Source organism: Nocardia sp. CY15 (genome assembly GCF_009829295.1).
Lineage (GTDB): Bacteria > Actinomycetota > Actinomycetes > Mycobacteriales > Mycobacteriaceae > Nocardia > Nocardia sputi.
The window spans coordinates 167,037-194,012 of record NZ_VUOT01000001.1 but is presented as its reverse complement, the minus strand read 5'-3'; the positions used below and the strand labels follow the sequence as shown (position 1 = coordinate 194,012).

Here is a 26,976-nt window from a genome sequence, read left to right as displayed (position 1 = left end):
CTTCCAGGTCGCGCGGTGGACAGGACGGAGACCTCGGTCCGAGGCGCGATGCAGGGTGCGTGGGCGACTGCGAACGCTGCGTGCGCACAGTTGCATCGACTGCCGAAATCGACCCACGCCGATCGACAGGGCGGTATGCGGCCCTCGGGCGACCGACTCCAGCGCGGCATGGTTGGGCGCACGAGCCGTCCCGAGTTGTCGCCAGGTAGCGGCGCACGGGCTGGTAGACGCTGTGGTGCAGTGAATATCCGCAGGTCACCGGAGGGTCAGGTGTTCGGTGGGGCATCGCGCTCGAAGCGACGTCGCGCTCGGTTGCGGAGTGTCGCGCCGAGGACATGCCGGTGCTGCCGCTCGGGAGGAGACTCGCCCCGGGTTGTCGCCCGCGCAATGCCGGGGCCGGCGGTTTGCGTTGGCGATAATCCAAGGGTGGAAGCGCTGGACATGAATCTGCTCGTGGCCCTGGACGCGCTGCTGGACACCAACAGCGTCACCCTGGCCGCGCAGCGCCTACACACCTCCCCGCCCGCGATGAGCCGGACGCTGGCCAAGTTGCGCGGCGTGCTCGGCGATCCATTGCTGGTGCGCGCGGGTCGCAACCTGGTACCGACGCCACGCGCGCTGGAATTGCGTTATGAGGTCAGCACGCTGGTCGAGCAAGGACGCGCGCTGCTGACGCCGCGCGACGATCTCGACCCCGCGGCACTGCGCCGGACGTTCGCGGTGCAAGCCGGTGACATGGTGCTCACCGAACTGGCGGAGCCCCTGCTGTCGGCGGTCCGGGCGCAGGCGCCGGGCGTCACGCTGCGCTTCCTGCCCGACACCCTCGAGGGCACCGCCGCCCTGCGCGACGGACGCGTCGACCTGGAAGTCGGCGTGATCGACCACACCGACCCGGAGACCACCGTGCGCAGAGTGCTCACCGACCGGGTGATCGGAGTGGCCGCCGCGGACCATCCACTGGTCACCGATCGCGTCACCGTCGCCGCGTACGCCGCCGCGCCGCATCTGAGCATCTCGCGCAACGGCCGTTCGCACGGCCCGATCGACGACCGCCTGGCCCTGCACGGCCGCACCCGGCGGGTGGTGGCCACCCTGCCGACGCTGACCAGCGCGCTGTTCGCGGTGCGCGGCGGCAACCTGGTCTGCCCTGCGCCTGCCATGCTGAGCGCCGCCACACTACCCGCGATGGGATTGAGCGCGTTCGAGATACCGCTGCCGCTGCCCGAAGTCGCCATCGGGATGGCGTGGCATCCGCGTAACACCGCCGATGGGGGGCATCGCTGGCTGCGCGATCTCGTCCAGGAGATCCTGCTGGGTTCGGCGGCTGCGGCGCGCCCCCCGAAGCGGCGCCGCGCCAAAGCCGGTCAGGACACCGGGGGCGGGCTGGAGAGCCGGTAGTCGGTCGGCCTGCGCTGCGCGTCGGTGCGCTCGGACTGATATCCGTTGACGGTCGAGTCGAAGACGTCGGAGCGGCCCAGCGGAGCCGCCGCCGTGCGCTTGAGTTCGTCCAGCATGGCCTGCAGTTTGTCCACGTGTGTGTTCTCTACCGGGGTGCGGTGTTCCTCACCGGCGCGGTGCGCTCCGGTGAGGCCCGTGCCCGGGGCGTCCGCAGCCGCCCCGTTCTCCGGGCCGCTGTGATTCGTGGTGGCGGACGCGACGATGCTTTCGTACGCGGCGTTCTCGCCCGCGGAGTACGAGGCCGATGTGGTGGCGGGTTCGCGTGCCGCCGTGGACCTTTCCTGCCCCGCACTCGGATCGCGTGGCGTCGGCGGTGTGAACGGGGATAGGGGTTCCCGCGGTGTCGCCGCGGTGAAGGTCGGCTCGCGCGACGGAGGGGCAGTGAAATTCGATGCCGGTTCGCGGGGCGCGGAGACGCTCTGCTCGGAGGTGGAATCCGGTTGCAGCGCGGGCTCGCGAGGCGGCGTGAAGCTCGACCGCACAGCGGAATTAGGTTCCGCTGCCGCGTGCACCGGCTCCCGCGGTGTGCTCGTCGGCCGCGCGCCGTTGCGGAAACCGGCTGGCTCGCGGGCATCACTATTCCGCGCCGCGAACTCGGCGCCGCCGCGCTCGGACTGGCGCGCGTTCGCCCGTCCCTCGGCTGCCCGGGGCAGCGGTGCGGCCGGGCGCTCCGGCGCCGCTCGCCGATCCTCCGGCGTGTGGTCGTCAGCGGATTCCAGGCGCTCCACTCGCGTATCGAGATTCGAGATGTCTTGTCCGGCACGGAAAGCCCACGCTTCCAGCTCGGCCAACCGCCCTTCGACGCTCGGTTCGCCCACCACGGCCGGTGCGCCATCGATCCGGGCCGCCACCGCGTCCAGCTTCTCGCTGACCTCTCGGAGAGCCGACGCGATACTCGACAGCATCGCGCCGATCGACTCGCCGGTCTGCTGACCGTGCTCCATCCAGTACCTACTTCCCCGTATCGGCCCAGCTCGCACTCGGCCGGACGATTCTATCCGCCCAGTTGGGCATCCGCGGCTCGCGAAGAATCGGCGGTAAACCGATCCGAGACCTGATCGATGCAGCCTAGGCCCCCGGAAATACCCCCACGCAGGCGGATTACGCGGCGACCCGGTTTGTCCGGAAACCATGCCGACGCATCTGATCGATCATTATCCGCCCGAACCGCGCCGTCCGCGAGTCCGCGCTCGCCGTCGCCGCGAGGCTCGGCGTTGCGCGACCCGGTGCCGGTGCGGCGGGCTGGAGACCGTCGAACTCTTCACCCCCGGGCGCGTCGCGGCGGCGGCAACGGTCAATTCGCCGATACCGGAGTGTCCGGTTCCGTCCGGATGGCATGATGAAAGTCCTTGTGCCGCAGGATGCGACGCCGACCCCAGCGACAGCCCACGTGCGTGGCACACCCGAGTGCGGGGTGAACGGGGCTGGCGAGGTAGCCGAGTCTGACGCACTCTTGATCTATGGCGTAGGTCGCCTGGCCTGCGGTGGTTTGTGCAGGGGAGTGGTCGCGTGAGAACGAAGCAGCGGGCGGAGATCGCCTGCGGGCGCCGAGCGATGCTCGCCGAGTTGGGTATCGGAGAGGCTTCCGGCCGTACACGTGGGTCGAAGTCCGGCTACGCCTGCGGGTGCCCGGAATGTTCCGCCGCGCAGTGGGATATGCAGCGGCTCAAGTACTGGTTGTGCGGCAGGCTGCTCGCCTACGGGGCGGACGAAGCCGAAGTGGATGGGCGCATCGGAACACTGCCGGTGGACGTGTATTGGCGCAAGGGTGATCGGGTATACGCGATCGAGGTGCGCAGCGGTCCGCTCGAGCGCGCGCTCGCCCAGGAGCACACCGAGCGGCTGCGTGCCGCGGGCTGCACGGACGTGTTGTGGCTGTGCCCACCCGGATACTGGGTGCCGTACCTGCACGCGCTGGGCATCTCGGACTTCGCGCCCGTCGCCTGTGAATACCGCGCGGTCACCGGCGTGCTGGACACCGAGCACGCGATGGCGGCGCCGCGGCGTGACCCGGTCGAACTGCGCGAGTTCCTCGCCGGCTGGGTACGCGGCGAGTACGTCTGGGGCTATCGGGATGAGAAGACAGGAGGCTGGGCCACTGTGACCGACTGGGAGTACCACACGAGGACGCAGGCCACGGTCATCGCCCGGCAGCGCCAGGAACTGGTCAACCAGCGCACGGCGCTGGCGGTTGCCCGCAAGTCGTTGCGGGACAGGCAGAAGCACTTGCTGAAGCTGACCACGCGACTGGAACGCGCGGAGCTGGCCGCCCAGGAAAGGGCCGATGCCCTCGCCGCCGCCCAGCGCACGATCGCCGATCACGATCGGCTGGACAAAGCCCTGCGCAACACGATCGCCAACCTCGAGGTGACCATCGGCCGCTGGCAGCTGATCACCATCTGCGCGATGCTGCTGATCGTCACGTTCCTGGCGGCGGCGATGGTGGTGCGCTGAGCCGGAACGGCGCCCGGTCCCATCGCCATTCGTGGCGCAGCACCAGCGCGAGGAAGTCCAGCAGCTCCAGGCCGGTCTTCGCGCGCACCTCGCGTAGCGCGGCCCAGTGCACCGGTCCGCGCTCGACGAGGCTTCGCAGCATCTGCTCGCTCGTCGCGCCGACCGGGCGCGCGCGCAGATCCGGGACGCCGATGCGGCTGCCGGTCCAGACCAGCCAGCCCCAGCCGTTGGCGTGCGCGTGGGCGCGACCGGCGGCCGCCTTCACCCGGTTGACGTGGAAGCCGACGTGGCCCAGCGGCGCGACGTCGATCAAGACCGTGCGGCCGTCGGTGAGGCGGGCGACGATGCTCGGATAGTGCAGCCGCCGCGCACCGTCGAAGTCGTAGCCGACTGCCGCGGGTTGCTCCTGGAACGTCTCGACTCGGCCGCTGGCGTTGAGGATCCACAGCAGCCTGGCCTCCAAGCCGGAGTCGAACGGCACGTCGCGGCCGACCTTGTCCAGGTAGAAGCGGCCGCGGCCGTCGTCGTCGCTGTCCACGGTGCGCGCGGAGACGGTGGGGACCGCGGCGGCGGCGCCTGCGCCCGGCCAATCGACCTGCTCCAACCAGGGATCGAGCTGACTCGTCGCGCGCGGCTCGGCGTCGTGCAGCTTCGCCAGGCGACGGTTGGTCTTCTTCTGCCAGGCGGCGATGCGCTGGGTGACGAACCCGGCGATCCGCTTCGCGTCCTCGGCGGCGTGCCCGGCCAGCCGCAGCTTCAGGTACGACAACTCGGTCGCGGCGATGTCGGTGTCGGTCGCGTACGTCTCCACCAGCAGCGCACGCACCAGTTGCCGGTCCATGGCATCGAGCGGATAGCGCGCGGACAGCACCGCGGCGGCGCGATGCCCGGACAGCTGGGCCGTCCGGATCATCTGCCCGACCGCTTTGGTGTGCAGTTGCCGCACACGGTCACGGGAGAGGTCGTAGCGCGCGCCGATCCGAGCCAGGGTTTCGGGTTTTTCCCCACCGACCCCGAGCCGAGCGGTCAGCAGGTCGCCGTCCTTGGCCTTCCGGTCGGCTTGCAGTGCGATCAACTCGCCGAGCACCTCGTTGACCTCCTCGAGTTCGAACGAGATGTCATCGCGCAGATCGAGCGACTCGGGATCGTCGTCATCGGCTCCCTGCGCGACCTCCGCACTGATCGTCACGCGACAACCCCCTGACTCGGCTCCGGCACTGTGCGGCACAGCGTATCCCCACCCACCGACACTGATCCCTGCCGCGGCCGCACCGCCGAAATGCGCGCCACACGACTTTCGACGCGTTGGGCTCGGCGAGGCAGTCTCGGCTGACAGCCACAGCGGCAACGTTTCCCGTGCTTGCAATTCTCGGTCGAGGCGGCCGAACTGGTCGTGGGTGATCTGCTCAGGCTTCGACGGCGCCGACGTGGGCAGGCCAGTCCTGGCGCGCCGCCCAGTCGCGCACGGTGGTGGCGCCGGGGGTGACCACCGCTGGATCGGGTCCGGGTGATGGAGGTGTTCCCGGAGGCGGTGGGGTGTAGGCCCCCGCGATACCCTCCGCGGCCTCGGCCCCCAGATGCGGGGCCAGCATCCGCTCGTAGGCGGCGGGGGTTATCGAGTTCCATCGCACCGAGTGTCCCAGGGCAGCGGTGAGTTCGGCGGCGACCTCGTCGCCCGTCAGTGTTCGCGGGCCTGCCACGATCTGGAGTGGGGGAGGAGCTTTCGACGTGATCAGGGCGGCGACGGCCGCTCCGAGATCGTCCAGTGCCACCCAGGGAACCGGCAGTTCCCGCGGGAGCGGGTAGGCGACTTCCCCCGCCCTGACAAGCGGAGAGGACCAAGGGGCCGAGAGGTTTTCCATGTACGTGTGGGCCGGGGCGACCACCGTGGCGACACCGGCACTCCGGGATAGTTCGGCGGACACGAGTACGCGGGCGTCCACGAAGGGCACACCGACGGCCTCCCTCGGCACCACACTGCCCGCGTTGAAGATCGCCTGCCGCACCCCCGCCTCCCGGAGCCCGGCCAGCGCCGCCCGGGCCTGCCGGATGGCCGGATCGGCCGCGAACACGAGCGGCAACTGGACGATCACCGCGTCGACGCCGCGGTACACGGCTGCCAGCGAGCCGGCATCGAGCAGGTCGGCCCGGACCGGCTCGGCGTCCGGGTGCAGCCGGGAGGTCGAAGTATCGCGGACTATGCCACGCACACGGTGTCCTGCCGACAACAGTCCACGGACGATCGCGGCTCCTTGGGTGCCCGTCGCCCCATGGACGATCACGGTTGAACTGTTCATGTCGGCGACGGTAGTTTCCGTCATGAAGCAATACCCAGAACGTGATATAGGTTCCCTGTGGAAACTATCAGCAGCGAGCAGCTCGAACGGCTGCACAGTGCCCCGCCGCGGGGCTGCGGCATCGAGCGCACGCTCGAGGTCCTCGACGGGAAATGGACGACGCTGATCGTCCGGGAGCTGCTGTCCGCACCGAAGCGCTTCGGCGAGCTGCGCACCGCTCTCGGCGCTCCGAGCGCCAAGACGCTCACCGACCGCCTCAGAGTCCTGGAACACCAGCGGATCCTGACGCGCACCGTGCACGCCGAAGTGCCGCCCCGCGTGGTCTATGAACTCACCGAGGACGGGCGAAGCCTCAGCGAGGTCTTTTACGCCATGCTGAAGTGGGGTGAGGAGCACCCCTCGCCCCACAGTAAGGTCACTGTGCTCTCGGGATGACTCGGTGGCTCTACAGTGATGTCTTTGCACAACCGCCGCGTGCAACCGACGCAGTTCTCGGTCAAGACACCACAAAGGTCAAGACACCACAAAGGCCCGGTGAAAACCGGGCCTGAGCTGGTGAGACGGTGGTGCGCGATACTGGGATTGAACCAGTGACCTCTTCCGTGTCAGGGAAGCGCTCTCCCGCTGAGCTAATCGCGCGAGGTGGAGACGGGAATCGAACCCGTGTGCACGGCTTTGCAGGCCGTTGCCTCACCACTCGGCCACTCCACCGCGCAAAGGGGGACGGCGTAATGTTGCCTGGCCCTACCTCTCGAGCGGATGACGGGATTCGAACCCGCGACCCTCACCTTGGCAAGGTGATGCGCTACCAGCTGCGCTACATCCGCATTTTGCTTCCCCGGGGCTCGTTTCCGGCCTCCGTGGTGCGAGACAGAACATTAGCCGACGCTCGGCGAAAGGTACAAATCCGCAGGTAGGGCAGGGGAAATCTGGGAGGTTGCGTACTGTGACGCCGGTGGCTCATGTGGTGGATGGGGGAGTAGAGGCTTCCAGTCACCGATCCGACGATCCGATACGGCCGGCCGCAGGGAGCGAAGGGGTGCCGATCGCATACTCGCTTACGGCACTGTGCTCCGGCGGGTCGGATCCGAGGCTTCGGAGTGAGCCCCCGCTCGCGTGCGGGACCTCGTCCGCCGCCTCCCTGTCCGGATGGCGATTTGGTGAACCGCGGGTGGCGCGTGCTAATGTTTCGTCTCGTCCGGAGGGCATCCCCGAGCCCCCGGAAACTGTCGGGTCTCATAGCTCAGCGGGAGAGCGTCCGCCTCACACGCGGAAGGTCGCTGGTTCGATCCCAGCTGGGACCACACACAGTGCGAGGCCGGTGCAGTATTGCCCGGCCTTCTTTGTTCTCCGAGCCGATCGGCCCCGTGGGTTTCGTGGCGTCGGCGATCTGTATCGAGTCCCCGGTGTGGCCCACGTCTCTCCTTGTGCTGTGACTTGGGTCACATTATGGTAGCGGTTGTCCCCATCTGGACCGGAAACCTTTTCAAGCGCTTTGCGAAGTCTTTACTATCAATCCGACCGCTGCGTCACGGGTCGCGCTTCCATCGAGGGAGGGCGGCTCGGGCGTCGCCCGCCGCTCGCTTTCGATGCCAAGAACATGTTCGACCGATGAACCGGGGCCACGATCCCGGCGAAGGAGAAATATGTCCCCCGACACCGATCCCGTACCACGGACGTCGTCGCACGCAGGCATGCTTGGTCGTCTGACCGGAACCGGCCGTTGCTCTTCGGCCTCCTCGGCCGCGGTTTCCCCTGTCGCCCTGTGCCTTTGGCATGCGGGTTCCTCGCCGACCGCGCGTGCGTGCGCGAATACTTCGGCGGCACGGCGCATTTCGCCGAACTGGGCTGCGTGTGGAAGTTCGCCGGTGTCACTGGGCCGCCTGGGTAAAGGTACTTCCGGCACTGCCTCGATCGAGCCTCGGCGGCGCACCGGAATCCGGGAAGGGTCTGTCATGACGGGCGACCCCGCCCGCCACCACGGGCGCGCGACCGTGTTGCACCCGCACCTCCGGCGCGACCTCGATTGCTTATTCCTCTCCTTTGCGGTTACGCAAATCGCGCCCAACACCGTCGCGGGCTGCGGGCAGGGTGACCTGCGCGCCGTCCGCCCGGTGTGCGATCCGGTGCGTGAGGGAAGCCGGATGTCTCGGTGGAGGCGGTCCCCGCCCACGCGCTGCGCGTGTGATCGAGGTCATGGTCGCGGGGAACGCGGAGGTCGACGGTGGCGCGCACCGGATCGCGGCGGAGCCTGCCTGGCCCGGTGATGTGCGGTAGGTCACGGTGATAACGACGAGAGGACGGTGGGGAATAACACACAATTTCTTGAAGTTCTCAGGCTTTGCTAAGTCTTTACCAATACACTTGTCCTCGTTTACATCTCGACTCATCGCTGTGTCGGGACTGCTTCACCGCGAGATGCCGGTTCGCGGTCTTGTGCCCTGCTGGACATGTTGATCGTCAACCGACCTCGGCGAAACAGCCGAGTCGGCGAAGGAGAGTCATGGCTATCGATCACGATTTAGCCCCGCCACTGTCAATGCCCGCACCGGCGGGCCCGGGCCGCAGTTCCGGACCGCGGTCCGACCGCTTCACCGATATCCTGCGCCACGATGTGCCCGCCTCCATCGTGGTTTTCCTTGTCGCGCTGCCGCTTTCGCTCGGCATCGCGATCGCTTCCGGAGCCCCCGTCGCCGCGGGGCTCATCGCCGCCATCGTCGGCGGCATCATCGTCGGGCTGCTCGGTGGCTCGGTACTCCAGGTGAGCGGCCCTGCCGCGGGCCTCACCGTCGTCGTGGCCGAGACGATCGACCAATTCGGTTGGCGCCTCACCTGTTTCATCGTCGTGGCAGCGGGTGTCCTGCAGATTCTGCTCGGGCTCAGCCGTGTGGCCAGAGCGGCGCTCGCCGTGGCGCCCGTGGTGGTGCACGCGATGCTCGCCGGTATCGGCATCACGATCGCGCTGCAACAGATCCATGTGCTGCTCGGCGGTTCCTCGCACAGTTCGGCCTGGCGGAACATCATCGAGCTGCCCGGACAGCTGATGTCCCTGCACGGCGGCGGCGCGTTGATCGGCGCGGTCGTGATCGCGATCATGGTCGGCTGGAAGTACCTGCCCGCCAGGATTCGCGTGGTGCCGGGGCCGCTCGCCGCGGTGCTCGTGGGCACGGTGTTGTCGCTGGTCCTGCCGCTCGGCGCCGAGCGCATCGTGCTCGACGGCTCGCTGTTCGACGCCATCGGCCTGCCCGCGCTGCCCAGTGGTAACTGGTCGGCTCTGGTCCTGGCCATCATCACCATCGCCCTGATCGCCAGCGTGGAGAGCCTGCTGTCCGCGGTGGCGGTGGACAAGATGCACACCGGCAAGCGCACCGACTTCGACCGGGAGCTGATCGGCCAGGGCTCGGCGAACGTGCTGTCCGGCCTGCTCGGCGGTCTGCCGGTCACCGGCGTGATCGTGCGCAGCGCCACCAACGTGACGGCGGGCGCGCACAGCCGCGCCTCCGCGGTACTGCACGGAGTCTGGCTCTTGGTGTTCTCGGTGGCCCTGGTCTCGGTAGTGGAGCAGATCCCGAAGGCCGCCCTGGCCGGTCTCCTCATCGTGATCGGCACCCAGCTGGTCAAGCTGGCCCACATCAAACTGGCCCAGCGCACCGGTGACCTGCTGGTCTACGTCGTCACGGTGCTCAGTGTGGTGTTCTTGAACCTGCTGGAGGGCGTGCTGATCGGCCTCGGCCTGGCCTTCGGCCTGCTGCTGTGGCGGGTGGTCCGGGTGGCGGTCAAAGCCGAACAGATCCCGGGCACGCAGCGCTGGCTGATCACCATCGACGGCTCGGCCACCTTCCTCGCGCTGCCGAAACTGTCGGCGCAGTTCGCGAAGATCCCCGCGGGAGCCGACGTCACGGTGGAGATGACGGTCGACTTCCTCGATCACGCGGCATTCGAGGCGGTCGAGGAGTTCGCCCGCCAGCAGGTGAACAGCGGAGGCAGCGTCGACTTCGTGGAGATCGGTGGGGCCAGAATGGCCCAGGCCACGGCCAAACCGCCGGCGCGGAGCTTCGCGCGCTCGGTCTGGGACGACATCCTCGGCCCGTGGCGCCGCGACGAGGGGCACAAGAACCCGGTCGCGGCAGGCGTCGCGGCCTACCACCGCAGCCACGCGCACGTCGTGCGGCCGCACCTGGACGAGTTGCGCGACAGGCAGGACCCGGATTCGTTCTTCCTGACCTGCTCGGACTCGCGGATCGTGCCGAACATCATCACCAACAGCGGGCCGGGCGACTTGTTCACCGTGCGCAACGTGGGCAACCTCGCTCCCGCGGAAGGTGACGCGTCGGTCGAGGCCGCGCTGGTGTTCGCGCTCGAACAGCTGAACGTCCGCTCGATCGTGGTCTGTGGGCATTCCTCCTGCGGTGCGATGAAGGCGTTGCACACCGGCGCCCAGGTCCCCGGCGTGGACGCCTGGCTCGCCCACGCGCAGCCGAGCCTCGAGCGGTTCCGCGCGGGCCATCCGGTGGCGGCGGCGGCTCGGGAAGCCGGCTTCGGTGAGGTCGATCAGCTGGCCATGGTGAACGTCGCGGTGCAGCTCGAACTGCTGCACCGGCACCCCGCGGTGCGCAAGGCGATCGCCGAGCGCGGCGTCACGGTGTCGGGCCTGTTCTTCGACATCGCCAGTGCCCGGGTCGTCGAGGTGACCGAGAACGGGATCGCGCACATCGATGACGCGGGACATCAGCCCGCTCGCGAACTGGTGTGATCGACCGGTGATCCCGCCCGGGCGGCCCGCCGCCCGGGCGGGATCACCGTGTCCGGGGGCGTGGAGCGGGATTCGGTGGGCCGGATTGCTCGTACCCTGGGGAACGTGACCGCAGATCTGGAAACGAGCTCTGCCGACCGGCCGACCCGCTGGCGCGCCTTCCGCGCCGGGCTCGAACGACGGCCTACCCTGTATCTCGCCTACCGGATCGTGGTCGCGGTGGTCGGTGTCGCCGTGCTCGCGGTCGGCGTTCTCGCGATCCCCTATCCCGGTCCCGGCTGGGCGATCGTGTTCGCGGGGCTCGGCATCCTGGCCACCGAATTCGCTTGGGCGCACCGCGTATTGACCTGGCTACGGGACCGATACCGGCAATTGATGGCCTGGTACTCCGGCCAGGGGCGGGCCGTGCAGGTGGCAGGTGCGATCGGCACCGCGGCGTTGGTCGTCGCGACGCTGTGGATTCTGGGAACCTTCGGGCTGGTCGGTAGTTGGATCGGAGTGGAATGGGAATGGCTGCGCAGCCCCCTGCAGCGGTGACCACCGTCGCAGGGCGCATGCTCACCCAGCCGGACTGGCTGGCCGCGCGGATCGCGGAAATGGGCCACTCCTGGGGGACCACGTCGCCGCGCATCGCGGGCACGCTGTGGTGGTGCATGGTGGCCTCCGCTCTGGTGGAGCAGATCGCGCGCGCCTACGCCTACGACGAGCACGCCCCCGAACCCGCCCTGGATCGGATGGAGTGCGAGGTGCGCCCGGACGGTGGTGTCGAGCGGGTGCGCATCCCGGCGAACGATGGTCCGCGGGCAGGCAGCGCCGCGGTGCTGCGTGAGACGCTCGCCGCCGTGATCACGCCGGTCGCCGAGGTGTCCGGTGCCGCAGTCCCCGCCCTGTGGGCGATCACCACCGATGCGATCGGCAACCGGGCGCTGGATGCCGGTTCGCCGGACGCAGGCGCACGGCTGGCCATCGACATCGGTGGCAAACTGCCTGCACCGCGGTTCGTCGAAATCGGCGGGCGCACCTTCGTCCGGCGAATCTCCTGCTGCCTGGTGTTCGAGGTCCCCGGCTGCCAGATGTGCACGAGCTGCCCGAAACGCCCGGCCGCCGAACGAACGGCACTGCTCGCGGACCTAGCCGCCGGGGGCTGACGTACTGCCGGGGACAACTGAACTCCTGCACATACGGGTAACTCGCCGCATATGCCCGTAACTCGAGCGTCACGGAGGGGACTCGGACGCAAACCCCACGCCACCTGACCGGTACGGCCTAAAACCCGGAGGCGCGGGCGAGCGCGGCGGGACAGTAGCATGGTCGCGCCGGGCGAACATGCGATCGGCCACCGTCCAGCGGGACCCCTCCCGCACACGAGAACGCCAAGGAGAGCGCAGCCGTGACCACCTCAGCCCCCATCAGCCCAGTCGCCCTCGTCCGGGTGCCGGCCGGGACGACGGCGGGCGCCGCGGTGCGCGAGGCGGGACTACCCACCAAGGGCCCGGAAACCGTCGTCGTCGTCCGGGCCGACGGTGAACTCAAGGACCTGTCCTGGACCCCGGACGAGGACGTCGACGTGGAGCCGGTGGCGGCGAACACCGACGACGGCCGCAACGTCATCCGCCACTCCGCCGCGCACGTGCTCGCCCAGGCGGTGCAGCAGGAGTTCCCCGGAGCGAAGCTGGGCATCGGCCCCTACATCAAGGACGGGTTCTACTACGACTTCCGCGTCGAGCGGCCGTTCACCCCCGAGGATCTGGCCAAGCTCGAATCGCGGATGAAGAAGATCGTCAAAGGCGCGCAGCGGTTCTCCCGCCGGGTGGTCGAGGTCGACGACGCCAGGGTCGAGCTGGCCGCGGAGCCCTTCAAGCTCGAGCTGATCAGTGACAAGTCCGGGATCGATGACCCGGAGGTCATGGAGGTCGGCGGCAAAGAGCTGACCATCTACGACAACCTGGATCCGCGCACCGGAGAGAAGATCTGGGGCGATTTGTGCCGCGGCCCGCACATTCCGACCACCAAGTTCATCCCGGCCTTCAAGCTCACCCGCAGTTCGGCCGCGTACTGGCGCGGCGACCAGAGCCGCGAGGACCTGCAGCGCATCTACGGCACCGCTTGGGAGTCGCAGGAGGCGCTCGACGAACACCTGCACCTGCTCGCCGAGGCCGAGCGCCGCGACCACCGCAAGCTGGGTCTGGAGCTGGACCTGTTCAGCTTCCCCGACGAACTCGGTTCCGGCCTTCCGGTGTTCCACCCCAAGGGCGGGATCATCCGCAAGGAACTGGAGGAGTACTCGCGCCGCAGGCATGTGGCGGCGGGTTACGAGTTCGTCAACACCCCGCACATCACCAAAGGCCACCTGTTCGAGGTCTCCGGCCACCTGGACTGGTACCGCGACGGCATGTTCCCCGCGATGCACCTGGACGCCGAACTCAACGAGGACGGCACCGTTCGCAAGCCCGGCCAGGACTACTACGTCAAGCCGATGAACTGCCCGATGCACAACCTGATCTTCCGCGCCCGCGGCCGGTCGTATCGGGAGCTGCCGCTGCGGCTGTTCGAGTTCGGCTCGGTCTACCGCTACGAGAAGTCCGGCGTGGTGCACGGCCTGACCCGGGTGCGCGGCATGACCCAGGACGACGCGCACATCTACTGCACCAAAGAGCAGATGCACAGCGAGCTGACCGACACGCTGCGGTTCGTGCTGGATCTGCTGAAGGACTACGGCCTCGACGACTTCTACCTCGAACTGTCCACCAAGGACCCGAAGAAGTTCGTCGGCTCCGAGGAGATCTGGGAGGAGGCCACCGAAACCTTGTCCAAGGTCGCCTCGGCCTCCGGTCTCGAGCTGGTGCCCGATCCCGGCGGCGCCGCTTTCTACGGCCCGAAGATCTCCGTGCAGGCCAAGGACGCGCTGGGCCGCACCTGGCAGATGTCGACCATCCAGCTGGACTTCAACCTGCCCGAGCGCTTCGACCTGGAGTACACCGCCTCCGACGGCACCAAGCAGCGGCCGGTCATGATCCACCGCGCCCTGTTCGGCTCGATCGAGCGATTCTTCGGCGTGCTCACCGAGCACTACGCGGGGGCGTTCCCGGCCTGGCTCTCGCCGGTGCAGGTGGTGGGCATCCCGGTCGCGGAAGCGTTCGCCCCGCACCTGGACCGGGTGATCGAGCAGTTGCAGGACGAGGGCGTTCGCGCGCAGGTGGACCGTAGCGACGACCGGATGCAGAAGAAGATCTTCAACAACACCGCGCAGAAGGTGCCGTTCATGCTGCTGGCCGGTGAGCGCGACGTGAACGCGAACGCCGTGAGCTTCCGCTTCCGGGACGGCACCCAGGTCAACGGTGTGCCGGTCGACGACGCGGTGGCCACCATCGTCGCGTGGATCGCCCACCGGGAGAACGCGTCACCGACGGCCGAGGGGTTCGAGATTCGATCAACGAACAAGGGCGGGGACCCGGCATGAGCGGTCAGTCCCGGAGGCGGCAGCGCAGCGTGACCACGCAGGGCCCCGCTCGTGCCGCCAGGAGTTACAGCATGAGCGGTCAGTCCCGGAGGCGGCAGCGCAGCGTGACCACGCAGGGCCCCGCTCGTGCCGCCAGGAGTTACAGCATGAGCGGTCAGTCCCGGAGGGGGAGGGACACGGCATGACCGAGCGTACGGTGCCGGACGGGCTCGCGGATCTGGACGCGACCTCGGCCGAGCCGGGCAGCATCGTGGACACCGGCGCCGGGGAACCGGACCGGCTGCTGCGGCTGTGGACGCCCTACCGGATGTCCTACATCGCGGAGGCTGCCACGGGCCCGAAGGATTCGACCGGCCATCCCTTCACCGACATCCCGAAGATGTCCGACGAGGACGGACTGGTCATCGCCCGGGGTGAGCTGGTGTACGCCGTGCTCAACCTGTACCCCTACAATCCGGGGCACATGATGGTGGTGCCCTACCGCAAGGTGGCGAACCTCGAGGATCTCACCGAGGCGGAGAGCGCCGAGCTGATGGCTTTCACCCAGCAGGCGATCCGGGTCATGAAGAAGGTGTCGCGGCCGCACGGGTTCAATGTCGGGCTGAATCTCGGCGGGGTAGCGGGTGGGTCGCTCGCCGACCACCTGCACCAGCACATCGTGCCGCGCTGGGGCGGTGACGCGAATTTCATCACCGTCATCGGCGGGGCGAAGGTCATGCCGCAACTGCTGCGGGAGACCAGGGCGCTGCTGTCGGCGGCCTGGAAGGAGGCGTAGATGAGCGCCCGGGCGGAGTTGCCGTGCTGAGCTTCTTCGGCCGCGAGACGTTCGCCAAAGCGACGGCTCCGCTGGGCCGCGCACTGGTCGGCACGGGACTCACTCCCGACGCCATGACGCTGATCGGCACCACTGCCTCCATCGCCGCAGCGGTCACGCTCTTCCCGACCGGACACCTGTTCTGGGGAACCATGGTGATCTGGCTGTTCGTCATGTTCGACATGCTCGACGGTGCCATGGCCAGAGCTCGCGGCGGCGGCACGAAATACGGCGCGGTACTGGACGCCACCTGCGACCGGCTGGCCGACGGCGCCATCTTCGCCGGGCTGGCCTGGTGGGCAGTCTTCCACGAGCAGCACAAACCGCTGTTCGCCGCGACGCTCGTCGTCCTGGTGACTTCGCAGGTGATCTCCTACGCCAAGGCGCGCGCCGAGGCCAGCGGACTGTCCGCGGACGGGGGCCTCATCGAGCGGCCCGACCGGCTGATCATCGTTCTGGTGGGAGCGGGGTTCACCGGGATCGGCGGCTACTGGGGCATCGAGTGGCTCACCTACGCCGTGCACGTGGCTATGTGGATCCTCGCCGTGCTCAGCATCGTCACCGTCGTGCAGCGGGTGCTGGCGGTGCGCAACTCGCCGGGTGCGCGCACCGTGATCCCGGCAGGGCAGCCGCAGAGCCCGAGCGCGGGAACCCCGGGCACCACAGGACTTCCGTCGTGATCTCACCCAGGTACGGACGCCGACCGATCGATGGTGGCGTCGGGGCATTCGTGACGACGGAGTGTGGACCGGCAGCGCGGGAGTGCGAATGACCATCGGGGAGCGGCTCGCCGCCACCGGATACGCGGCGGGCTGGCGGCTGGTGCGTGCGCTGCCGGAGCCGACGGCACGGCGGCTGTTCGAGTGGGGCGGGGACCAAGCGGCCCGCCGCGCCAATCGGGAGTTCCACGCGGGCGGCCCGCCGAACCAGTTGCGCCGCAACCTGGCGCGCGTGCTCGGCGTGCTCCCCGCCGACGTGCCGGACGAGCTGATCAGCGCCAGCATGCGGTCGTACGCGCGGTACTGGCGGGAGGCGTTCCGGCTGCCCGCGATGGACCATTCCACGATCGACTACTTCGTCGACGGGTTGCCGTACCTGGACGCCGCGCTGAAGGAGGGGCGAGGCGTGGTGCTCGTGCTGCCGCACTCCGGCAACTGGGATATGGCGGGTGTCTGGCTCGTGCAGCACTACGGGGCATTCTCCACCGTGGCCGAGCGACTGAAGCCCGAATCGCTGTTCGAGCGGTTCGTAGCCTACCGGGAGAGTCTCGGCTTCGAGGTCTTCCCGCTGACTGGTGGCGAGCAACCGCCGTTCGTCCAGTTGGCGGCGCGCCTGCGGCAGAACAAGATCGTGTGCCTGATGGGTGAACGCGACCTCACCGGCAAGGGCGTCCCCGTCCAGTTCTTCGGTGAGCGCACCTGGATGCCCGCGGGCGCGGCGAAATTGGCCGCCGAGACGGGAGCCGCGTTGATTCCGGTGCACGCGTGGTTCGAGGTCGATACCGACGGCCGCGAGAACTGGGGCCTGAAAACCGAGGCGCCGCTGGACGTTTCCGTCGGGGTGGCCGCGGCTACCCAGGCGCTGGCGGACCGCTTCGCAGCGAATATCGCCGAGCACCCCGCGGATTGGCACATGCTGCAACCATTGTGGGAGAGCGATCTCTCGCCCCGGCGGCGCGCCATGATCGCCGCCGCGCAGGCGGGGCTCAAAGCCGAGCAGGGAGACGTATCGCCATGAAGATCGGCATGGTCTGCCCCTATTCCTTCGACGTCCCCGGCGGGGTGCAGGCGCATGTGGTCGAGCTGGCGCGGGTGTTCATCGAACGCGGACACAAGGTGAGCGTTCTGGCGCCCGCGTCCGACGAGACCCCGCTGCCGGAGTTCGTGGTGTCGGCCGGCCGCGCGGTGGCGATCCCCTACAACGGGTCGGTGGCCAGATTGTCCTTCGGGCCCATGGCCTACACCAGGATTCGCCGGTGGATCGACGGCAACGACTTCGACGTGTTGCACATCCACGAGCCGAACGCGCCGAGCCTGTCCATGCTCGCGCTGAAGATCGCCGAGGGCCCGATCGTGGCGACTTTCCACACCTCGACGACGAAATCGTTGGTGCTGAGTACTTTTCAGGGCGTGCTGCGGCCGTATCACGAGAAGATCTCCGGCCGTATCGCCGTTTCCGAGCTGGCGCGACGGTGGCAGGTCGAAGCGCTGGGCTCGGACGCGGTGGAGATACCCAACGGCGTCGACGTCCCGGCGTTCGCTCGGGCGCCGATGCTGCCGGGGTACCCGCGCCCAGGGGGGACGGTGCTGTTCCTGGGGCGTTACGACGAGCCGCGCAAGGGCATGGAGGTGCTGCTCGGCGCGCTTCCCGAGCTGGTGCGCAAGCATCCCGATGTCGAGATCCTGATCGTCGGCCGCGGGGACGAGGACCGGTTGCGCCGCGAAGCGGGTGAGCTGTCCGTTCACCTGCGCTTCCTCGGCCAGGTGTCCGACGAGGAGAAGGCTTCGGCGATGCGGAGCGCGGACGTGTACGTCGCGCCCAACCTCGGCGGCGAGAGTTTCGGCATCATTCTGATCGAGGCGATGGCCGCAGGCACCGCGGTGGTGGCCAGCGAACTGGACGCCTTCCGCCGGGTGCTGCGTGACGGTACGGCGGGCATGCTGGTCCCGGTCGGCGACCCGGCGGCCCTGGCCGCCGCGCTGCACGCCGTGCTCACCGACGAGGTGCGCAGGGAGGCTCTGGTGCGTACCGCGACGCAGGTGGTCGGCGAGTACGACTGGCCGGTGGTGGCCGAACAGATCTTGCGTGTCTACGAGACGGTGACCATCGGCGACACGAGAGTGCGGGCCGCCGGATGATCACCTTTTCCGCGACCACCGTTCTCGTTCTCGCGCTGATCGCCGCGGTGATCGTCGCGATCGGTCTGTGGGCCTACTCCACCGCCAACCGACTGGACCGGTTGCACGTGCGGTCCGATCAATCCTGGCAGGCACTCGACGCGGCTCTGGCCAGGCGGGCGGTGGTGGCTCGGTCGGTGGCCATGGCGATCGCGGGGCCGGTGTCCGATCCGGCCCGGTCGGAGCAGGCCAGAAACCTCTCGTCGCTGGCCGACCGCGCCGAGCGCGCCGGTCGCGCCGAGCGGGAGACGGTGGAGAACCAGCTGTCCTCCGCGCTGTCGGCGGTCGATATCGGCACGCTGCGCCCACAGTTGGTCGCCGAACTGGCCGACGCCGAGGCCCGGGTGCTGATCGCCCGCCGCTTCCACAACGACGCCGTGCGCGACACGCTGGCGCTGCGCACGCGGCGTCCGGTCCGCGTCCTGCACCTCGGGGGCACCGCCCCGCTGCCGTCGTACTTCGAGATCACCGAGCGCGCCACTCCCGCGGCATCGACCGGCCTGGCGGTGGACACCATTCGTACCACCGCGAGGATCGTGCTGTTCGACGAGAACGACCGGACCCTGCTGATGCGCGGCAACGACCCGAAGACGCCGGAGGTGTCGTTCTGGTTCACCGTCGGCGGCGGCGTGGAGCCGGGGGAGAGCCTGCGCGTCGCGGCGGTGCGGGAACTGTACGAAGAGACCGGGTGCCGCGCCGACCCGGCCGATCTGCGCGGGCCGCTCTGGCGGCGGGTCGCGGTATTTCCCTTCAACGGCGAGCTGATCCGGTCCGAGGAGCTGTTCTTCGCGCTGCGGGTGCGTGGTTTCGAACCCTACGCGGCGAATCCGACCGCGATCGAACGTCGTTCCATCACCGGCCACAAATGGTGCACCGCAGCCGACATCGTCGCGCTGGATCGCGGCGGTGAGACCGTGTACCCGTATCACCTCGATGAGCTGCTCGCCGAAGCGGCCGAGGCGGCGTCGGGCACCGCTGATCCCGAGGTCCGCTCCATCCGCTGACGGGCGCGAGAACCTGTGATGTGTTTCACGATCGTGATACCGTCGCGATGATTCGAGACGCCAGAGGGTAGTGCTGTCAGGGGCGCATGCGTTTTCGGCGTCGTGGTTCTGCTGACGGCGGGGCCGTTCCTGCTCGGTTGTGGAGGTAGTTGCTTCATGTCGTACCTGCTGTTCGATTTCCTGTTGCCGCTGATCGGCCCGGCGGCCGCGGAGTACTGGGCACATTTGCTGGTGGTCGGCCCGCTGTGACCCGCCGCCCGGCGGCGGCCGGGCAGGCCAGTGCGTCGCCGGGACGGCACGGCTGCCGAGCCCTCCCGGCGTAGGGGCGCCAATAACCGAGATCACACCAGGCCAGTCCACTCCAACTGGCTATCAAGTGGCCTTTCCCGGCCGCCTAGAATCGTGGCGTTCGCATCCGAGCGATCGATTGGCGCACATGCCTGGAGGAGTTTGCCGTGACCACGCCCGAGACCACCCAGACCGTCGGCACCGCCCGCGTGAAGCGCGGCATGGCCGAGATGCTCAAGGGCGGGGTGATCATGGACGTCGTCACGCCGGAGCAAGCCAAGATCGCCGAGGACGCCGGCGCGGTCGCGGTGATGGCGCTGGAGCGCGTGCCCGCCGACATCCGCGCCCAGGGCGGCGTGTCCCGCATGAGTGATCCGGACATGATCGATGGCATCATCTCCGCGGTCTCCATTCCGGTCATGGCCAAGGCCCGTATCGGCCACTTCGTGGAAGCGCAGATCCTGCAGAGCCTCGGCGTGGACTACATCGACGAGTCCGAGGTGCTCACCCCCGCCGACTACGCCAACCACATCGACAAGTGGAACTTCACCGTGCCGTTCGTCTGCGGCGCCACCAACCTCGGCGAGGCGCTGCGCCGAATCACCGAGGGGGCGGCCATGATTCGCTCCAAGGGCGAGGCCGGCACCGGTGACGTGTCCAACGCGACCACACACATGCGCAAGATCCGGCAGGAGATCCGGAGGCTTTCGTCGCTGCCCGAGGACGAGTTGTTCGTCGCGGCCAAGGAACTGCAGGCTCCCTACGAGCTGGTCCGGGAGATCGCCGAGACCGGGAAGCTGCCGGTCGTGCTGTTCACCGCGGGCGGTATCGCCACCCCCGCCGACGCGGCGATGATGATGCAGCTCGGTGCCGAGGGCGTGTTCGTGGGGTCGGGCATCTTCAAGTCCGGCAACCCGGCTCAGCGCGCCGCCGCCATCGTCAAGGCCACCACCTTCTACGACGACCCCGATGTGCTGGCCAAGGTGTCACGCGGGCTCGGCGAGGCCATGGTCGGCATCAACGTCGAAGACATCGCCCAGCCGCACCGCCTGGCCGAGCGCGGTTGGTGATCGCGGGCCGGTAGCGTCTGCCGCGTGGAGTTGCGGCAGTTGCGGTACTTCGTGGTCCTGGCGGAGGAGCTGCACTTCCGCCGGGCCGCGGAGCGATTGTTCATCTCGACGCCCACACTCAGCCAGCAGATCAAGGTGCTGGAACGGGAAACTGGGCGGTCCACTGCTGGTCCGGGAGCCGCGCGTGGAGCTGACGGCCGCGGGTGCGGTGCTGCTGCGCACCGGCAAGACCGTGCTGCGCGCGATGGACGAGGCGGTCCGGGAAACGAGGCGCGCTGCCGCCGCGGGCGCCCCGGTGGTGCGCCTGGGTTTGCTGAACGGTGTCCCGCCCTGGCTGCCCACGCGCATCGGCAGCCTGCTCACCGCCGCGCTGCCCGGCGCCCGCCTGGTCCTCACCGGCGGGACCACCGCCGATCAGGTGCGCTTGCTCGATGACGACGAAGTCGATCTCGCCTTGGTCCGCACACCGGTGAACCTGCCCGAACGCTTCGCGCAGCGCCCGGTCGCCCGTGAGGAACTGGGTGTTGTGATGTCGGCGCGGCATCCGCTCGCGGGCGCGGCGCTGCTCGATCCGGCGGATCTCAGCGGGCAGGAGCTGATCTTGTTCGCGCGTGAGTCCGCTGCCGGTCTGCACGATTCGCTGCTGCGCGCGCTCTCCGACCACGGCGCCGGAGTGCGGCTCAGCGACAGCGCGATGGGGCATGCGCAGATGCTCGCGGTCCTGCCGTCACGGCCCGACGTGATCGGGCTCAGCTCCTCGCGTGCGGATGGACTACCCGGTCTGGTCTGGCGGCCGCTACGCGGCGCGCCGCTGGTGGTGACCTACGCCGTCGCCTGGCGCGCAGTGGTGCGCGATCCGGCCGTCGGGGTGCTGATCGCCGCCCTCGCACGCGAACTGCTGGCGGAATAGGCCGCTCGTACCGCTTCCGATGCTAGGTTCGACTCTCATGGCGACCAAAAGGTCGCCTCATGGTTCCCACAATCACGCTCAGTAGCTTCGCCATTCGATGGCCATCCCGGCCACGCGCCCTCTCACCGTCGGAAAGATCCGAGCGCAAAGGACGAACAGTTGAAGCTTCCCACGACCGGACGTATCGCAGTCGCGAGCCTGGCCTTCGCGGCCGCCCTCGGCCTCGCCGCCTGCGGCGGCGACGACGCGAGCGACTCGCCCACGGCGACCCGCACCACGGCTGCCGCCTCGCCGACTGGGAGTACACCTGCCCCGCCCACCGTCGACGAACTCAACGCCCTGTTGCAGCGGGCCCTCGACCCCACGGTGCCGAATGAGCAGAAGCTCGAATCCGTGCAGGGCATCGAAGCCGACCCGGCGCTGCCCAACCGGCTGGCCGACGCGTTCCGTCAGGCCAACGCCACGGCAGTGGTGACAGGTGTGACCGTCTTCGGTGACAGCGTCAGCGCACAGGCCAAGTTCACCATCAACGGGCAGGAGAACCCGGTCGACGTTCCGTTCGTCCTGGACGGGGGCAAGTGGAAGGTCCAGAAGGCCTGGGCCTGCCAGGCGCTGGCCAACCTGAATCAGCAATCCCCGGCCTGCGTCCCCTGAGAGTCGGAATCGGCCCGGCGCGTGGGGCGGTGATATCGGCGCCGTCGCGGGTGCCGGGCCGAGTCCATTCGCTGCCTGCGGTGTTAGTCGGCGGCTAAGCCGTATTCGGAAGTGCGACATGGACGCTCGACCCACGGCGATGGTGGGCTGGGGCCATGACTTCGAGCAGTACGACATCCGAACGTGTGGTCATCGTGGGCGGCAGCTCAGGCATGGGCCTGGCGCTGGCGGCCGCGCTCGTCGCCGAGGGCGCGGAGGTCACCATCGCGGGCCGTTCCGCCGAGCGGCTCGCCTCGGCGGAGCGCACCCTGCCCAAGGGACCGGGCACGGTGCGCTCGGTCGTCGCGGACATTACCAGCGAAGCCGACCTCGAGCGTTTGTTCGCCGATCCAGAGCCGGTCGATCACGTCGTCACCACGGCGGCCGACGTCACCGGCGCCTACCAGCCGCTGGCCCGGTTCGACGCCGACCTGGCCCGAAACCTCGTCTCCGCCAAGCTGATCGGCCCCACTCTGCTCGCCAAGCACGCTCGTGTGGTACCCGGCGGCTCGGTGACGTTCACCTCCGGCGTCGCGGCGTACCGGCCCGCCCCCGGCGGCGCCATGGTGGCGGCCGTCAACGGCGCCCTCGCCTCACTGGCCTACGCTCTGGCCCTCGAACTCGGTCCGGTCCGTGTCAACGTGGTCTCACCAGGGTGGGTCGACACCCCGATCTGGGACACCATCGCGGGCGCCGCGAAGACCGAACGCCATCGGCAGCTCGCGGTGCGCCTGCCCGTCGGACGTATCGGTCGTCCCTCCGATATCGCGCAGGCAATGCTCGGCGTGATGCGCAATCCCTTCATCACCGGCACTGTCCTGCACGTCGACGGCGGGCATCGCCTGGTCTGACGCCTGGACAGGCGGAGTGGGGAGAGCTCGAGCAGACGATGGGATGTGGGTCATCGTCACCGGCAGGCGTTGAATTCAGCATTCGGATGCAACGGCGGGGCGAAGGCAGCCCGGTGAACGCTTGTCACCCCCCAGAATCACATATGGCTACGTGCCTATGCGCATCTAACTATCAAAGTCCGATCGATCACACACCGGTTCGCTGACTATTACCCCGAGAACTGCTAGGAAGGGAGGGTGCCCTAGCTCGCCGGACTGTCGATTCGAAGCGCAGGGCGATCAGGGTGGTCCCAACGGACGAAGAAATCCGGGGTGTACGGGTTCTCGGCGTCGTGCCGCAGCAGGGCGGGGATGGTCCACTGCGCATCGGGCGGAGTGTTGCGGCGGAGCGCGGCTTCGGACAGGTCCAGGCGGAGGCTCACGTCGACTGCGAGGTGTCGGCCCGCGAGCATCGGACCCGCGAGGACGATCGTGGTCGCGGGCGGCGCCGTGCGGATCGCGGCGCGCGCGGAGCGGTCGGCTGCTTCGTCCCAGAGCGCGGGCAGCCACCGGCCGTGCCCGCGCAGCGCGTCGACCACTTCGCGGCGCAGCGCGGTGTAGTCGAACCACGCTGTGCGATAGGACATCTCGTCGGTGCGGCCGAACTCCATGCGCAGTGAGGCAGGTCGCACGTAGTCGTGCAGGGAGACCACCTCGGCGGACCGGCCCGCGTCGCGCAGCGCCTCGACGATCCGGTCGGCGAGGGCCGCGGGCTGGGCGGCGTCCGCACCGTCGACGGCGATCACCGTGTGCGAGCGCGCGGTCAGGACGGGCTGGATCACTTGCTCGACAAGGCCGTCGCGGGTGATCGGCAGGAAGCGTGGCACCCGTCCATCTCAGCAAACCGCGACCCCCGGGCGGCCGGGGAGCGCACATGTTGCCGAGCGTTCACCGGCGGCCGGACGGCGCCCCCATCAGTGGCCGGGATAATCTCAGCGCATGGCGACAATCGAAGAGGCGCTGGAGATAGAGCGGCTCGAGCGGGACATCTTCCGTGGCGCGTCCACCAAGACCCAGCTTCCGCGCACGTTCGGCGGCCAGGTTGCCGGCCAGGCGCTCGTGTCCGCGGTGCGGACGGTGGAACCGCGGTTCCAGGTGCACTCGTTGCACGGTTACTTCTTGCGTCCGGGCAATCCGCAGGAGCCGACGGTCTACCAGGTCGAGCGCATCAGGGACGGCCGCTCGTTCTGCACCCGGCGCGTGACCGGCATCCAGGACGGCGCCGCGATCTTCACCATGTCGGCCTCGTTCCACGTGGGTGACCAGGGCCCCGAGCACCAGGACGTCATGCCCGAGGTCCCGATGCCGGAAGACCTCCCCGACGCGAGCACCACGATGAGCCCCGAACGGTTGTGGGAAATGCGCGAGTGGGAGCACTGGGACATCCGCATGGTCCCGCACGAGGATGTGTCCCGCCGCGATGGCGTGGTCTCCCAGCAGCAGGTGTGGTTCCGCTACCGGCACCTGCTGCCCGACGACCCGCTGGTGCACGTGTGCACCCTCGCCTACATGAGCGATATGACGCTGCTGGGCTCCTCGAAGGTCATCCATCCCGACGATCCCACCCAGAACGCCTCGCTCGATCACGCGATGTGGTTCCTGCGCCCGTTCCGCGCCGACGAGTGGCTGCTCTACGACCAGTCGTCGCCGTCGGCGGGCTTCGGTCGCGCCCTCACCGGCGGCAAGATCTTCACCCGGGAGGGCACGCTGGTCGCGGCCGTAGTCCAGGAAGGTCTCATCCGCACGCTGCGCGAGGGCTGACCGCTCGGCCGCGGCGACCGCCGTCGCGCACCGGACGGCGACCGTGAGCAGGCCCACATCGGCACGGCTCGTAAGCTTTCCAGCGTGAACGCTACCTCGGTCGCCGCGCCCGACGCCGACACCGGACAGACGCGCTCCCGTCCCGCTGTCGGTGTGCTGGCGCTGCAAGGCGACGTCCGGGAGCACGTCGCCGCGCTCGAGCGCTGTGGCGCCGAGCCCGTGCTGGTGCGGCGCGAGTCGGAGCTCGCCGCGGTGGACGCGCTGGTGCTGCCCGGCGGGGAGTCGACGGCGATCAGCAAGCTGCTGGAGGCCTTCGAGCTGCTGGAGCCGCTGCGCGCCCGGCTGCGCGACGGGATGCCCGCGTTCGGTTCCTGCGCGGGCATGATCCTGTTGGCCTCGGAGGTGCTCGACACCCGCCCGGACGCCCGGCACCTGTCGGGAATCGATATGACGGTGCGCCGCAATGCGTTCGGCCGTCAGGTCGATTCCTTCGAAACGGATCTGCCGTTCGCCGGCCTGACCGGCGGTCCGGTGCGAGCGGTGTTCATCCGGGCGCCGTGGGTGGAGCGGGCAGGTGAGGGCGTCGACGTGCTGGCCACCGTGCCGGACGGTCCCGCCGCGGGCCGGATCGTCGCGGTGCGGCAGGGCAATGTCCTGGCCACGTCGTTCCATCCGGAGGTGACCGGCGATCTGCGGGTGCACGAGATGTTCGTGGAGATCGTCCGCTCGGTTTGACGCACGCGGCCACGCGGGGGTGGAGTAGGCCGCGAAGCCGGGCGCTTTGCACGGCCCCGGTGGACGCCCGAGTAGGCTGGGGAAACTGTCCGCCCGGCCGTGCCGGTACCGTACACACGACCAGACGTGCCATCGACCTGAAGGAAGTAGGGAATGAGCGGCCACTCCAAATGGGCCACCACCAAGCACAAGAAGGCTGCGATCGACGCGAAGCGCGGCAAGCTGTTCGCGAAGTTGATCAAGAACATCGAGGTGGCGGCCCGGACCGGTGGTGGTGACCCGGATGGCAACCCGACGCTGTACGACGCCATCCAGAAGGCGAAGAAGTCGTCGGTCCCCAACGACAACATCGAGCGCGCCCGCAAGCGCGGCGGCGGTGAAGAGGCGGGCGGCGCCGACTGGCAGACGATCATGTACGAGGGCTACGGCCCCAACGGCGTCGCCGTGCTGATCGAGTGCCTCACCGACAACCGCAACCGGGCCGCGGGCGAGGTGCGGGTAGCGATGACGCGCAACGGCGGCAACATGGCCGATCCGGGCTCGGTGGCCTACCTGTTCCACCGCAAGGGCATCGTCACCCTGGAGAAGAACGGTCTGTCCGAGGACGACGTGCTGATGGCCGTGCTCGACGCGGGCGCCGAGGAGGTCAACGACCTCGGTGAATCGTTCGAGATCATCAGCGAGCCCGGGGATCTGATCGCGGTGCGCACCGCGCTGCAAGGCGCCGGTATCGACTACGACTCCGCCGAGTCCGGTTTCCAGCCCTCGGTGTCGGTCGCGGTGGATGCCGACGGCGCCCGCAAGGTGATCAAACTCGTGGACGCCCTCGAGGACAGCGACGACGTGCAGAACGTCTACACCAACGTCGACATCTCCGACGAGGTGCTTGCTCAGCTCGACGACTAGTCGATCAATCGCGCGTAGTACTCCTCCATGGCGGGATAGTAGTGCGCGAAATCGGGGCGGTCGCTCTGCGCACGGGCCGCCCCGAGCATGTCCAGGTAGTACTCCCAGCCGGGGCCGATATGCGGCACCTGGGCGATCTCGGTGTCGGTGAGCAGATGTTGAGTGAAGCGCAGCTCGGTGGTTCCCGCCGTCTCGCGCAGCGCCAAGTCCAGCCGCCAGCAACCGTGGTCGTCGATGGCGGAGACAGCGAGGCGGTGCGGTGGTTCGCAGGCATCGATGCGCAGCTCCATCCACGGCTGCCCATCCTCGAAAGCCAAGTGCACTTTGACGGTTCGTCCGGCGCCCGCCTCGCCCTCCCACGGTCCGAACCAGCGTGCGGTGCGGTCGGATTCGGTGACGCTGGCCCAGACGTCGTCGATCGGTGCGCGGTAGGTGCGGGTCAGCACCAGATCTCGGCCCGTATCGGCGGGAAACAGCTGTCCGGTGGGTCGCTTGGTCATGCGGTGTCCTTTCTCCATTCGGCGGGGCCGTGCGTGGTGACGCTGCGCTGCCGCCGTTGTGTTCGACCGCTCACGCGGTGTTGTTT

Annotated in this window: 25 protein-coding genes, 4 tRNA genes and 1 pseudogene; 22 read left to right on the top strand and 8 right to left on the bottom strand. The window is 68.8% G+C overall.

Annotation, left to right across the window (positions count from 1 at the left end):
* Positions 1-426 precede the first annotated feature (426 nt).
* Complete coding sequence (locus GVY39_RS00920) at positions 427-1,398, top strand: LysR family transcriptional regulator (RefSeq protein ID WP_195070551.1); 972 nt, start codon at positions 427-429, stop codon at positions 1,396-1,398.
* Here the strand turns inward: GVY39_RS00920 and GVY39_RS00915 are convergent.
* A complete protein-coding gene (locus GVY39_RS00915) occupies positions 1,365-2,402 on the bottom strand; it encodes a hypothetical protein (RefSeq protein WP_159919446.1) in 1,038 nt (345 codons plus the stop codon). The two genes, GVY39_RS00920 and GVY39_RS00915, sit on opposite strands and share 34 nt — an antisense overlap.
* A 565-nt stretch (positions 2,403-2,967) precedes the next feature.
* On the opposite strand from GVY39_RS00915, the gene GVY39_RS00910 reads away from it, so the two are divergent.
* Complete coding sequence (locus GVY39_RS00910; protein ID WP_223513205.1) at positions 2,968-3,912, top strand: hypothetical protein; 945 nt, start codon at positions 2,968-2,970, stop codon at positions 3,910-3,912.
* Here GVY39_RS00910 and GVY39_RS00905 read toward each other — a convergent pair.
* Both GVY39_RS00905 and GVY39_RS00900 read right to left on the bottom strand, forming a co-directional pair.
* Complete coding sequence (locus GVY39_RS00905; protein ID WP_159919444.1) at positions 3,878-5,101, bottom strand: sigma factor-like helix-turn-helix DNA-binding protein; 1,224 nt, start codon at positions 5,099-5,101, stop codon at positions 3,878-3,880. The genes GVY39_RS00910 and GVY39_RS00905 overlap by 35 nt on opposite strands.
* 217 nt (positions 5,102-5,318) lie before the next feature.
* Positions 5,319-6,209, bottom strand: coding sequence for an NmrA family NAD(P)-binding protein (locus GVY39_RS00900; protein WP_159919442.1), 891 nt, complete (start codon positions 6,207-6,209; stop codon positions 5,319-5,321).
* 57 nt (positions 6,210-6,266) lie between these two features.
* On the opposite strand from GVY39_RS00900, the gene GVY39_RS00895 reads away from it, so the two are divergent.
* A complete protein-coding gene (locus GVY39_RS00895) occupies positions 6,267-6,644 on the top strand; it encodes a helix-turn-helix domain-containing protein (protein ID WP_236565235.1) in 378 nt (125 codons plus the stop codon).
* A 129-nt stretch (positions 6,645-6,773) separates the two neighbouring features.
* On the opposite strand, the gene GVY39_RS00890 is transcribed toward GVY39_RS00895, so the two are convergent.
* The 3 genes from GVY39_RS00890 to GVY39_RS00880 form a co-directional block, all read right to left on the bottom strand.
* Positions 6,774-6,848, bottom strand: a tRNA-Val gene (locus tag GVY39_RS00890).
* 1 nt (position 6,849) lies between these two features.
* A tRNA-Cys gene (locus GVY39_RS00885) sits at positions 6,850-6,920 on the bottom strand.
* 43 nt (positions 6,921-6,963) lie between these two features.
* Positions 6,964-7,036, bottom strand: a tRNA-Gly gene (locus tag GVY39_RS00880).
* 405 nt (positions 7,037-7,441) lie between these two features.
* Between GVY39_RS00880 and GVY39_RS00875 the strand changes: the two genes are divergently transcribed.
* From GVY39_RS00875 to GVY39_RS00805, 16 genes and pseudogenes are all read left to right on the top strand, one after another.
* Positions 7,442-7,513 (top strand) — tRNA-Val (locus GVY39_RS00875).
* Between the two features lie 1,199 nt (positions 7,514-8,712).
* On the top strand, positions 8,713-10,962 hold the full coding sequence (locus tag GVY39_RS00870) for a solute carrier family 23 protein (protein ID WP_159919440.1): 2,250 nt from the start codon (positions 8,713-8,715) through the stop codon (positions 10,960-10,962).
* 105 nt (positions 10,963-11,067) lie between these two features.
* The gene (locus tag GVY39_RS00865) at positions 11,068-11,499 is read left to right on the top strand and encodes a TIGR02611 family protein (RefSeq protein WP_159919438.1); all 432 of its coding nucleotides are present in this window, start codon (positions 11,068-11,070) and stop codon (positions 11,497-11,499) included.
* The gene (locus GVY39_RS00860; RefSeq protein ID WP_236565234.1) at positions 11,496-12,110 is read left to right on the top strand and encodes a (2Fe-2S)-binding protein; all 615 of its coding nucleotides are present in this window, start codon (positions 11,496-11,498) and stop codon (positions 12,108-12,110) included. The genes GVY39_RS00865 and GVY39_RS00860 overlap by 4 nt, the downstream gene beginning before the upstream one ends.
* Before the next feature lie 242 nt (positions 12,111-12,352).
* On the top strand, positions 12,353-14,422 hold the full coding sequence (thrS, locus tag GVY39_RS00855) for a threonine--tRNA ligase (protein ID WP_159919434.1): 2,070 nt from the start codon (positions 12,353-12,355) through the stop codon (positions 14,420-14,422).
* A gap of 181 nt (positions 14,423-14,603) precedes the next feature.
* On the top strand, positions 14,604-15,197 hold the full coding sequence (locus tag GVY39_RS00850; RefSeq protein WP_159919432.1) for an HIT domain-containing protein: 594 nt from the start codon (positions 14,604-14,606) through the stop codon (positions 15,195-15,197).
* A gap of 23 nt (positions 15,198-15,220) precedes the next feature.
* A complete protein-coding gene (gene pgsA, locus GVY39_RS00845) occupies positions 15,221-15,916 on the top strand; it encodes a phosphatidylinositol phosphate synthase (RefSeq protein WP_159919430.1) in 696 nt (231 codons plus the stop codon).
* Between the two features lie 88 nt (positions 15,917-16,004).
* Complete coding sequence (locus tag GVY39_RS00840; RefSeq protein ID WP_159919428.1) at positions 16,005-16,973, top strand: phosphatidylinositol mannoside acyltransferase; 969 nt, start codon at positions 16,005-16,007, stop codon at positions 16,971-16,973.
* Positions 16,970-18,094, top strand: a complete 1,125-nt coding sequence (locus GVY39_RS00835) for a glycosyltransferase family 4 protein (RefSeq protein ID WP_159919426.1) — start codon at positions 16,970-16,972, stop codon at positions 18,092-18,094. Before GVY39_RS00840 ends, GVY39_RS00835 begins: the two co-directional genes overlap by 4 nt.
* Positions 18,094-19,137 carry an NUDIX domain-containing protein gene (locus GVY39_RS00830; RefSeq protein ID WP_159920233.1) on the top strand — a complete coding sequence of 348 codons (1,044 nt, stop codon included), beginning with the start codon at positions 18,094-18,096 and terminating at the stop codon, positions 19,135-19,137. Before GVY39_RS00835 ends, GVY39_RS00830 begins: the two co-directional genes overlap by 1 nt.
* Before the next feature lie 102 nt (positions 19,138-19,239).
* Positions 19,240-19,386: a hypothetical protein gene (locus GVY39_RS34195; protein ID WP_240679448.1), complete on the top strand. Its 147-nt coding sequence runs from the start codon at positions 19,240-19,242 to the stop codon at positions 19,384-19,386.
* A 206-nt stretch (positions 19,387-19,592) separates the two neighbouring features.
* Positions 19,593-20,495 (top strand): pyridoxal 5'-phosphate synthase lyase subunit PdxS, encoded by a 903-nt coding sequence (gene pdxS / locus GVY39_RS00825; RefSeq protein WP_195070555.1) that lies wholly within the window; start codon positions 19,593-19,595, stop codon positions 20,493-20,495.
* A gap of 24 nt (positions 20,496-20,519) precedes the next feature.
* Positions 20,520-20,639 (top strand): annotated as a pseudogene (locus GVY39_RS35155) (LysR family transcriptional regulator); the annotation flags it as partial.
* Between the two features lie 40 nt (positions 20,640-20,679).
* On the top strand, positions 20,680-21,405 hold the full coding sequence (locus GVY39_RS00815) for a LysR family substrate-binding domain-containing protein (RefSeq protein ID WP_369412099.1): 726 nt from the start codon (positions 20,680-20,682) through the stop codon (positions 21,403-21,405).
* Positions 21,406-21,564: 159 nt separating this feature from the next.
* Positions 21,565-22,059, top strand: a complete 495-nt coding sequence (locus tag GVY39_RS00810; protein ID WP_195139086.1) for a hypothetical protein — start codon at positions 21,565-21,567, stop codon at positions 22,057-22,059.
* A gap of 155 nt (positions 22,060-22,214) precedes the next feature.
* The gene (locus GVY39_RS00805; RefSeq protein ID WP_159919424.1) at positions 22,215-22,949 is read left to right on the top strand and encodes an SDR family oxidoreductase; all 735 of its coding nucleotides are present in this window, start codon (positions 22,215-22,217) and stop codon (positions 22,947-22,949) included.
* A 242-nt stretch (positions 22,950-23,191) separates the two neighbouring features.
* Here the strand turns inward: GVY39_RS00805 and GVY39_RS00800 are convergent, their stop codons facing one another.
* Positions 23,192-23,815, bottom strand: coding sequence for a hypothetical protein (locus GVY39_RS00800; RefSeq protein WP_159919422.1), 624 nt, complete (start codon positions 23,813-23,815; stop codon positions 23,192-23,194).
* Between the two features lie 112 nt (positions 23,816-23,927).
* On the opposite strand from GVY39_RS00800, the gene GVY39_RS00795 reads away from it, so the two are divergent.
* The 3 genes from GVY39_RS00795 to GVY39_RS00785 all read left to right on the top strand — a co-directional run bounded on the left by GVY39_RS00795 (position 23,928) and on the right by GVY39_RS00785 (position 26,390).
* A complete protein-coding gene (locus GVY39_RS00795; protein WP_159919420.1) occupies positions 23,928-24,749 on the top strand; it encodes an acyl-CoA thioesterase II in 822 nt (273 codons plus the stop codon).
* 84 nt (positions 24,750-24,833) lie between these two features.
* Positions 24,834-25,484, top strand: coding sequence for a pyridoxal 5'-phosphate synthase glutaminase subunit PdxT (pdxT, locus tag GVY39_RS00790; protein ID WP_159919418.1), 651 nt, complete (start codon positions 24,834-24,836; stop codon positions 25,482-25,484).
* Between the two features lie 153 nt (positions 25,485-25,637).
* Positions 25,638-26,390, top strand: a complete 753-nt coding sequence (locus GVY39_RS00785) for a YebC/PmpR family DNA-binding transcriptional regulator (protein WP_159919416.1) — start codon at positions 25,638-25,640, stop codon at positions 26,388-26,390.
* Here GVY39_RS00785 and GVY39_RS00780 read toward each other — a convergent pair.
* Positions 26,387-26,890, bottom strand: coding sequence for an SRPBCC family protein (locus tag GVY39_RS00780; protein WP_159919414.1), 504 nt, complete (start codon positions 26,888-26,890; stop codon positions 26,387-26,389). The two genes, GVY39_RS00785 and GVY39_RS00780, sit on opposite strands and share 4 nt — an antisense overlap.
* Positions 26,891-26,976 lie beyond the last annotated feature (86 nt).

Excerpts from the sequence above, each read along its gene's own strand:
- GVY39_RS00795 (WP_159919420.1), top strand. The coding sequence starts at position 23,928 with ATGGCGACAATCGAAGAGGCGCTGGAGATAGAGCGGCTCGAGCGGGAC.
- GVY39_RS00870 (WP_159919440.1), top strand. The coding sequence starts at position 8,713 with ATGGCTATCGATCACGATTTAGCCCCGCCACTGTCAATGCCCGCACCG.
- GVY39_RS00805 (WP_159919424.1), top strand. The coding sequence starts at position 22,215 with ATGACTTCGAGCAGTACGACATCCGAACGTGTGGTCATCGTGGGCGGC.
- GVY39_RS00915 (WP_159919446.1), bottom strand. The coding sequence starts at position 2,402 with ATGGAGCACGGTCAGCAGACCGGCGAGTCGATCGGCGCGATGCTGTCG.
- GVY39_RS00840 (WP_159919428.1), top strand. The coding sequence starts at position 16,005 with ATGACCATCGGGGAGCGGCTCGCCGCCACCGGATACGCGGCGGGCTGG.
- GVY39_RS00835 (WP_159919426.1), top strand. The coding sequence starts at position 16,970 with ATGAAGATCGGCATGGTCTGCCCCTATTCCTTCGACGTCCCCGGCGGG.
- GVY39_RS00780 (WP_159919414.1), bottom strand. The coding sequence starts at position 26,890 with ATGACCAAGCGACCCACCGGACAGCTGTTTCCCGCCGATACGGGCCGA.
- GVY39_RS00785 (WP_159919416.1), top strand. The coding sequence starts at position 25,638 with ATGAGCGGCCACTCCAAATGGGCCACCACCAAGCACAAGAAGGCTGCG.
- GVY39_RS00850 (WP_159919432.1), top strand. The coding sequence starts at position 14,604 with ATGACCGAGCGTACGGTGCCGGACGGGCTCGCGGATCTGGACGCGACC.
- GVY39_RS00900 (WP_159919442.1), bottom strand. The coding sequence starts at position 6,209 with ATGAACAGTTCAACCGTGATCGTCCATGGGGCGACGGGCACCCAAGGA.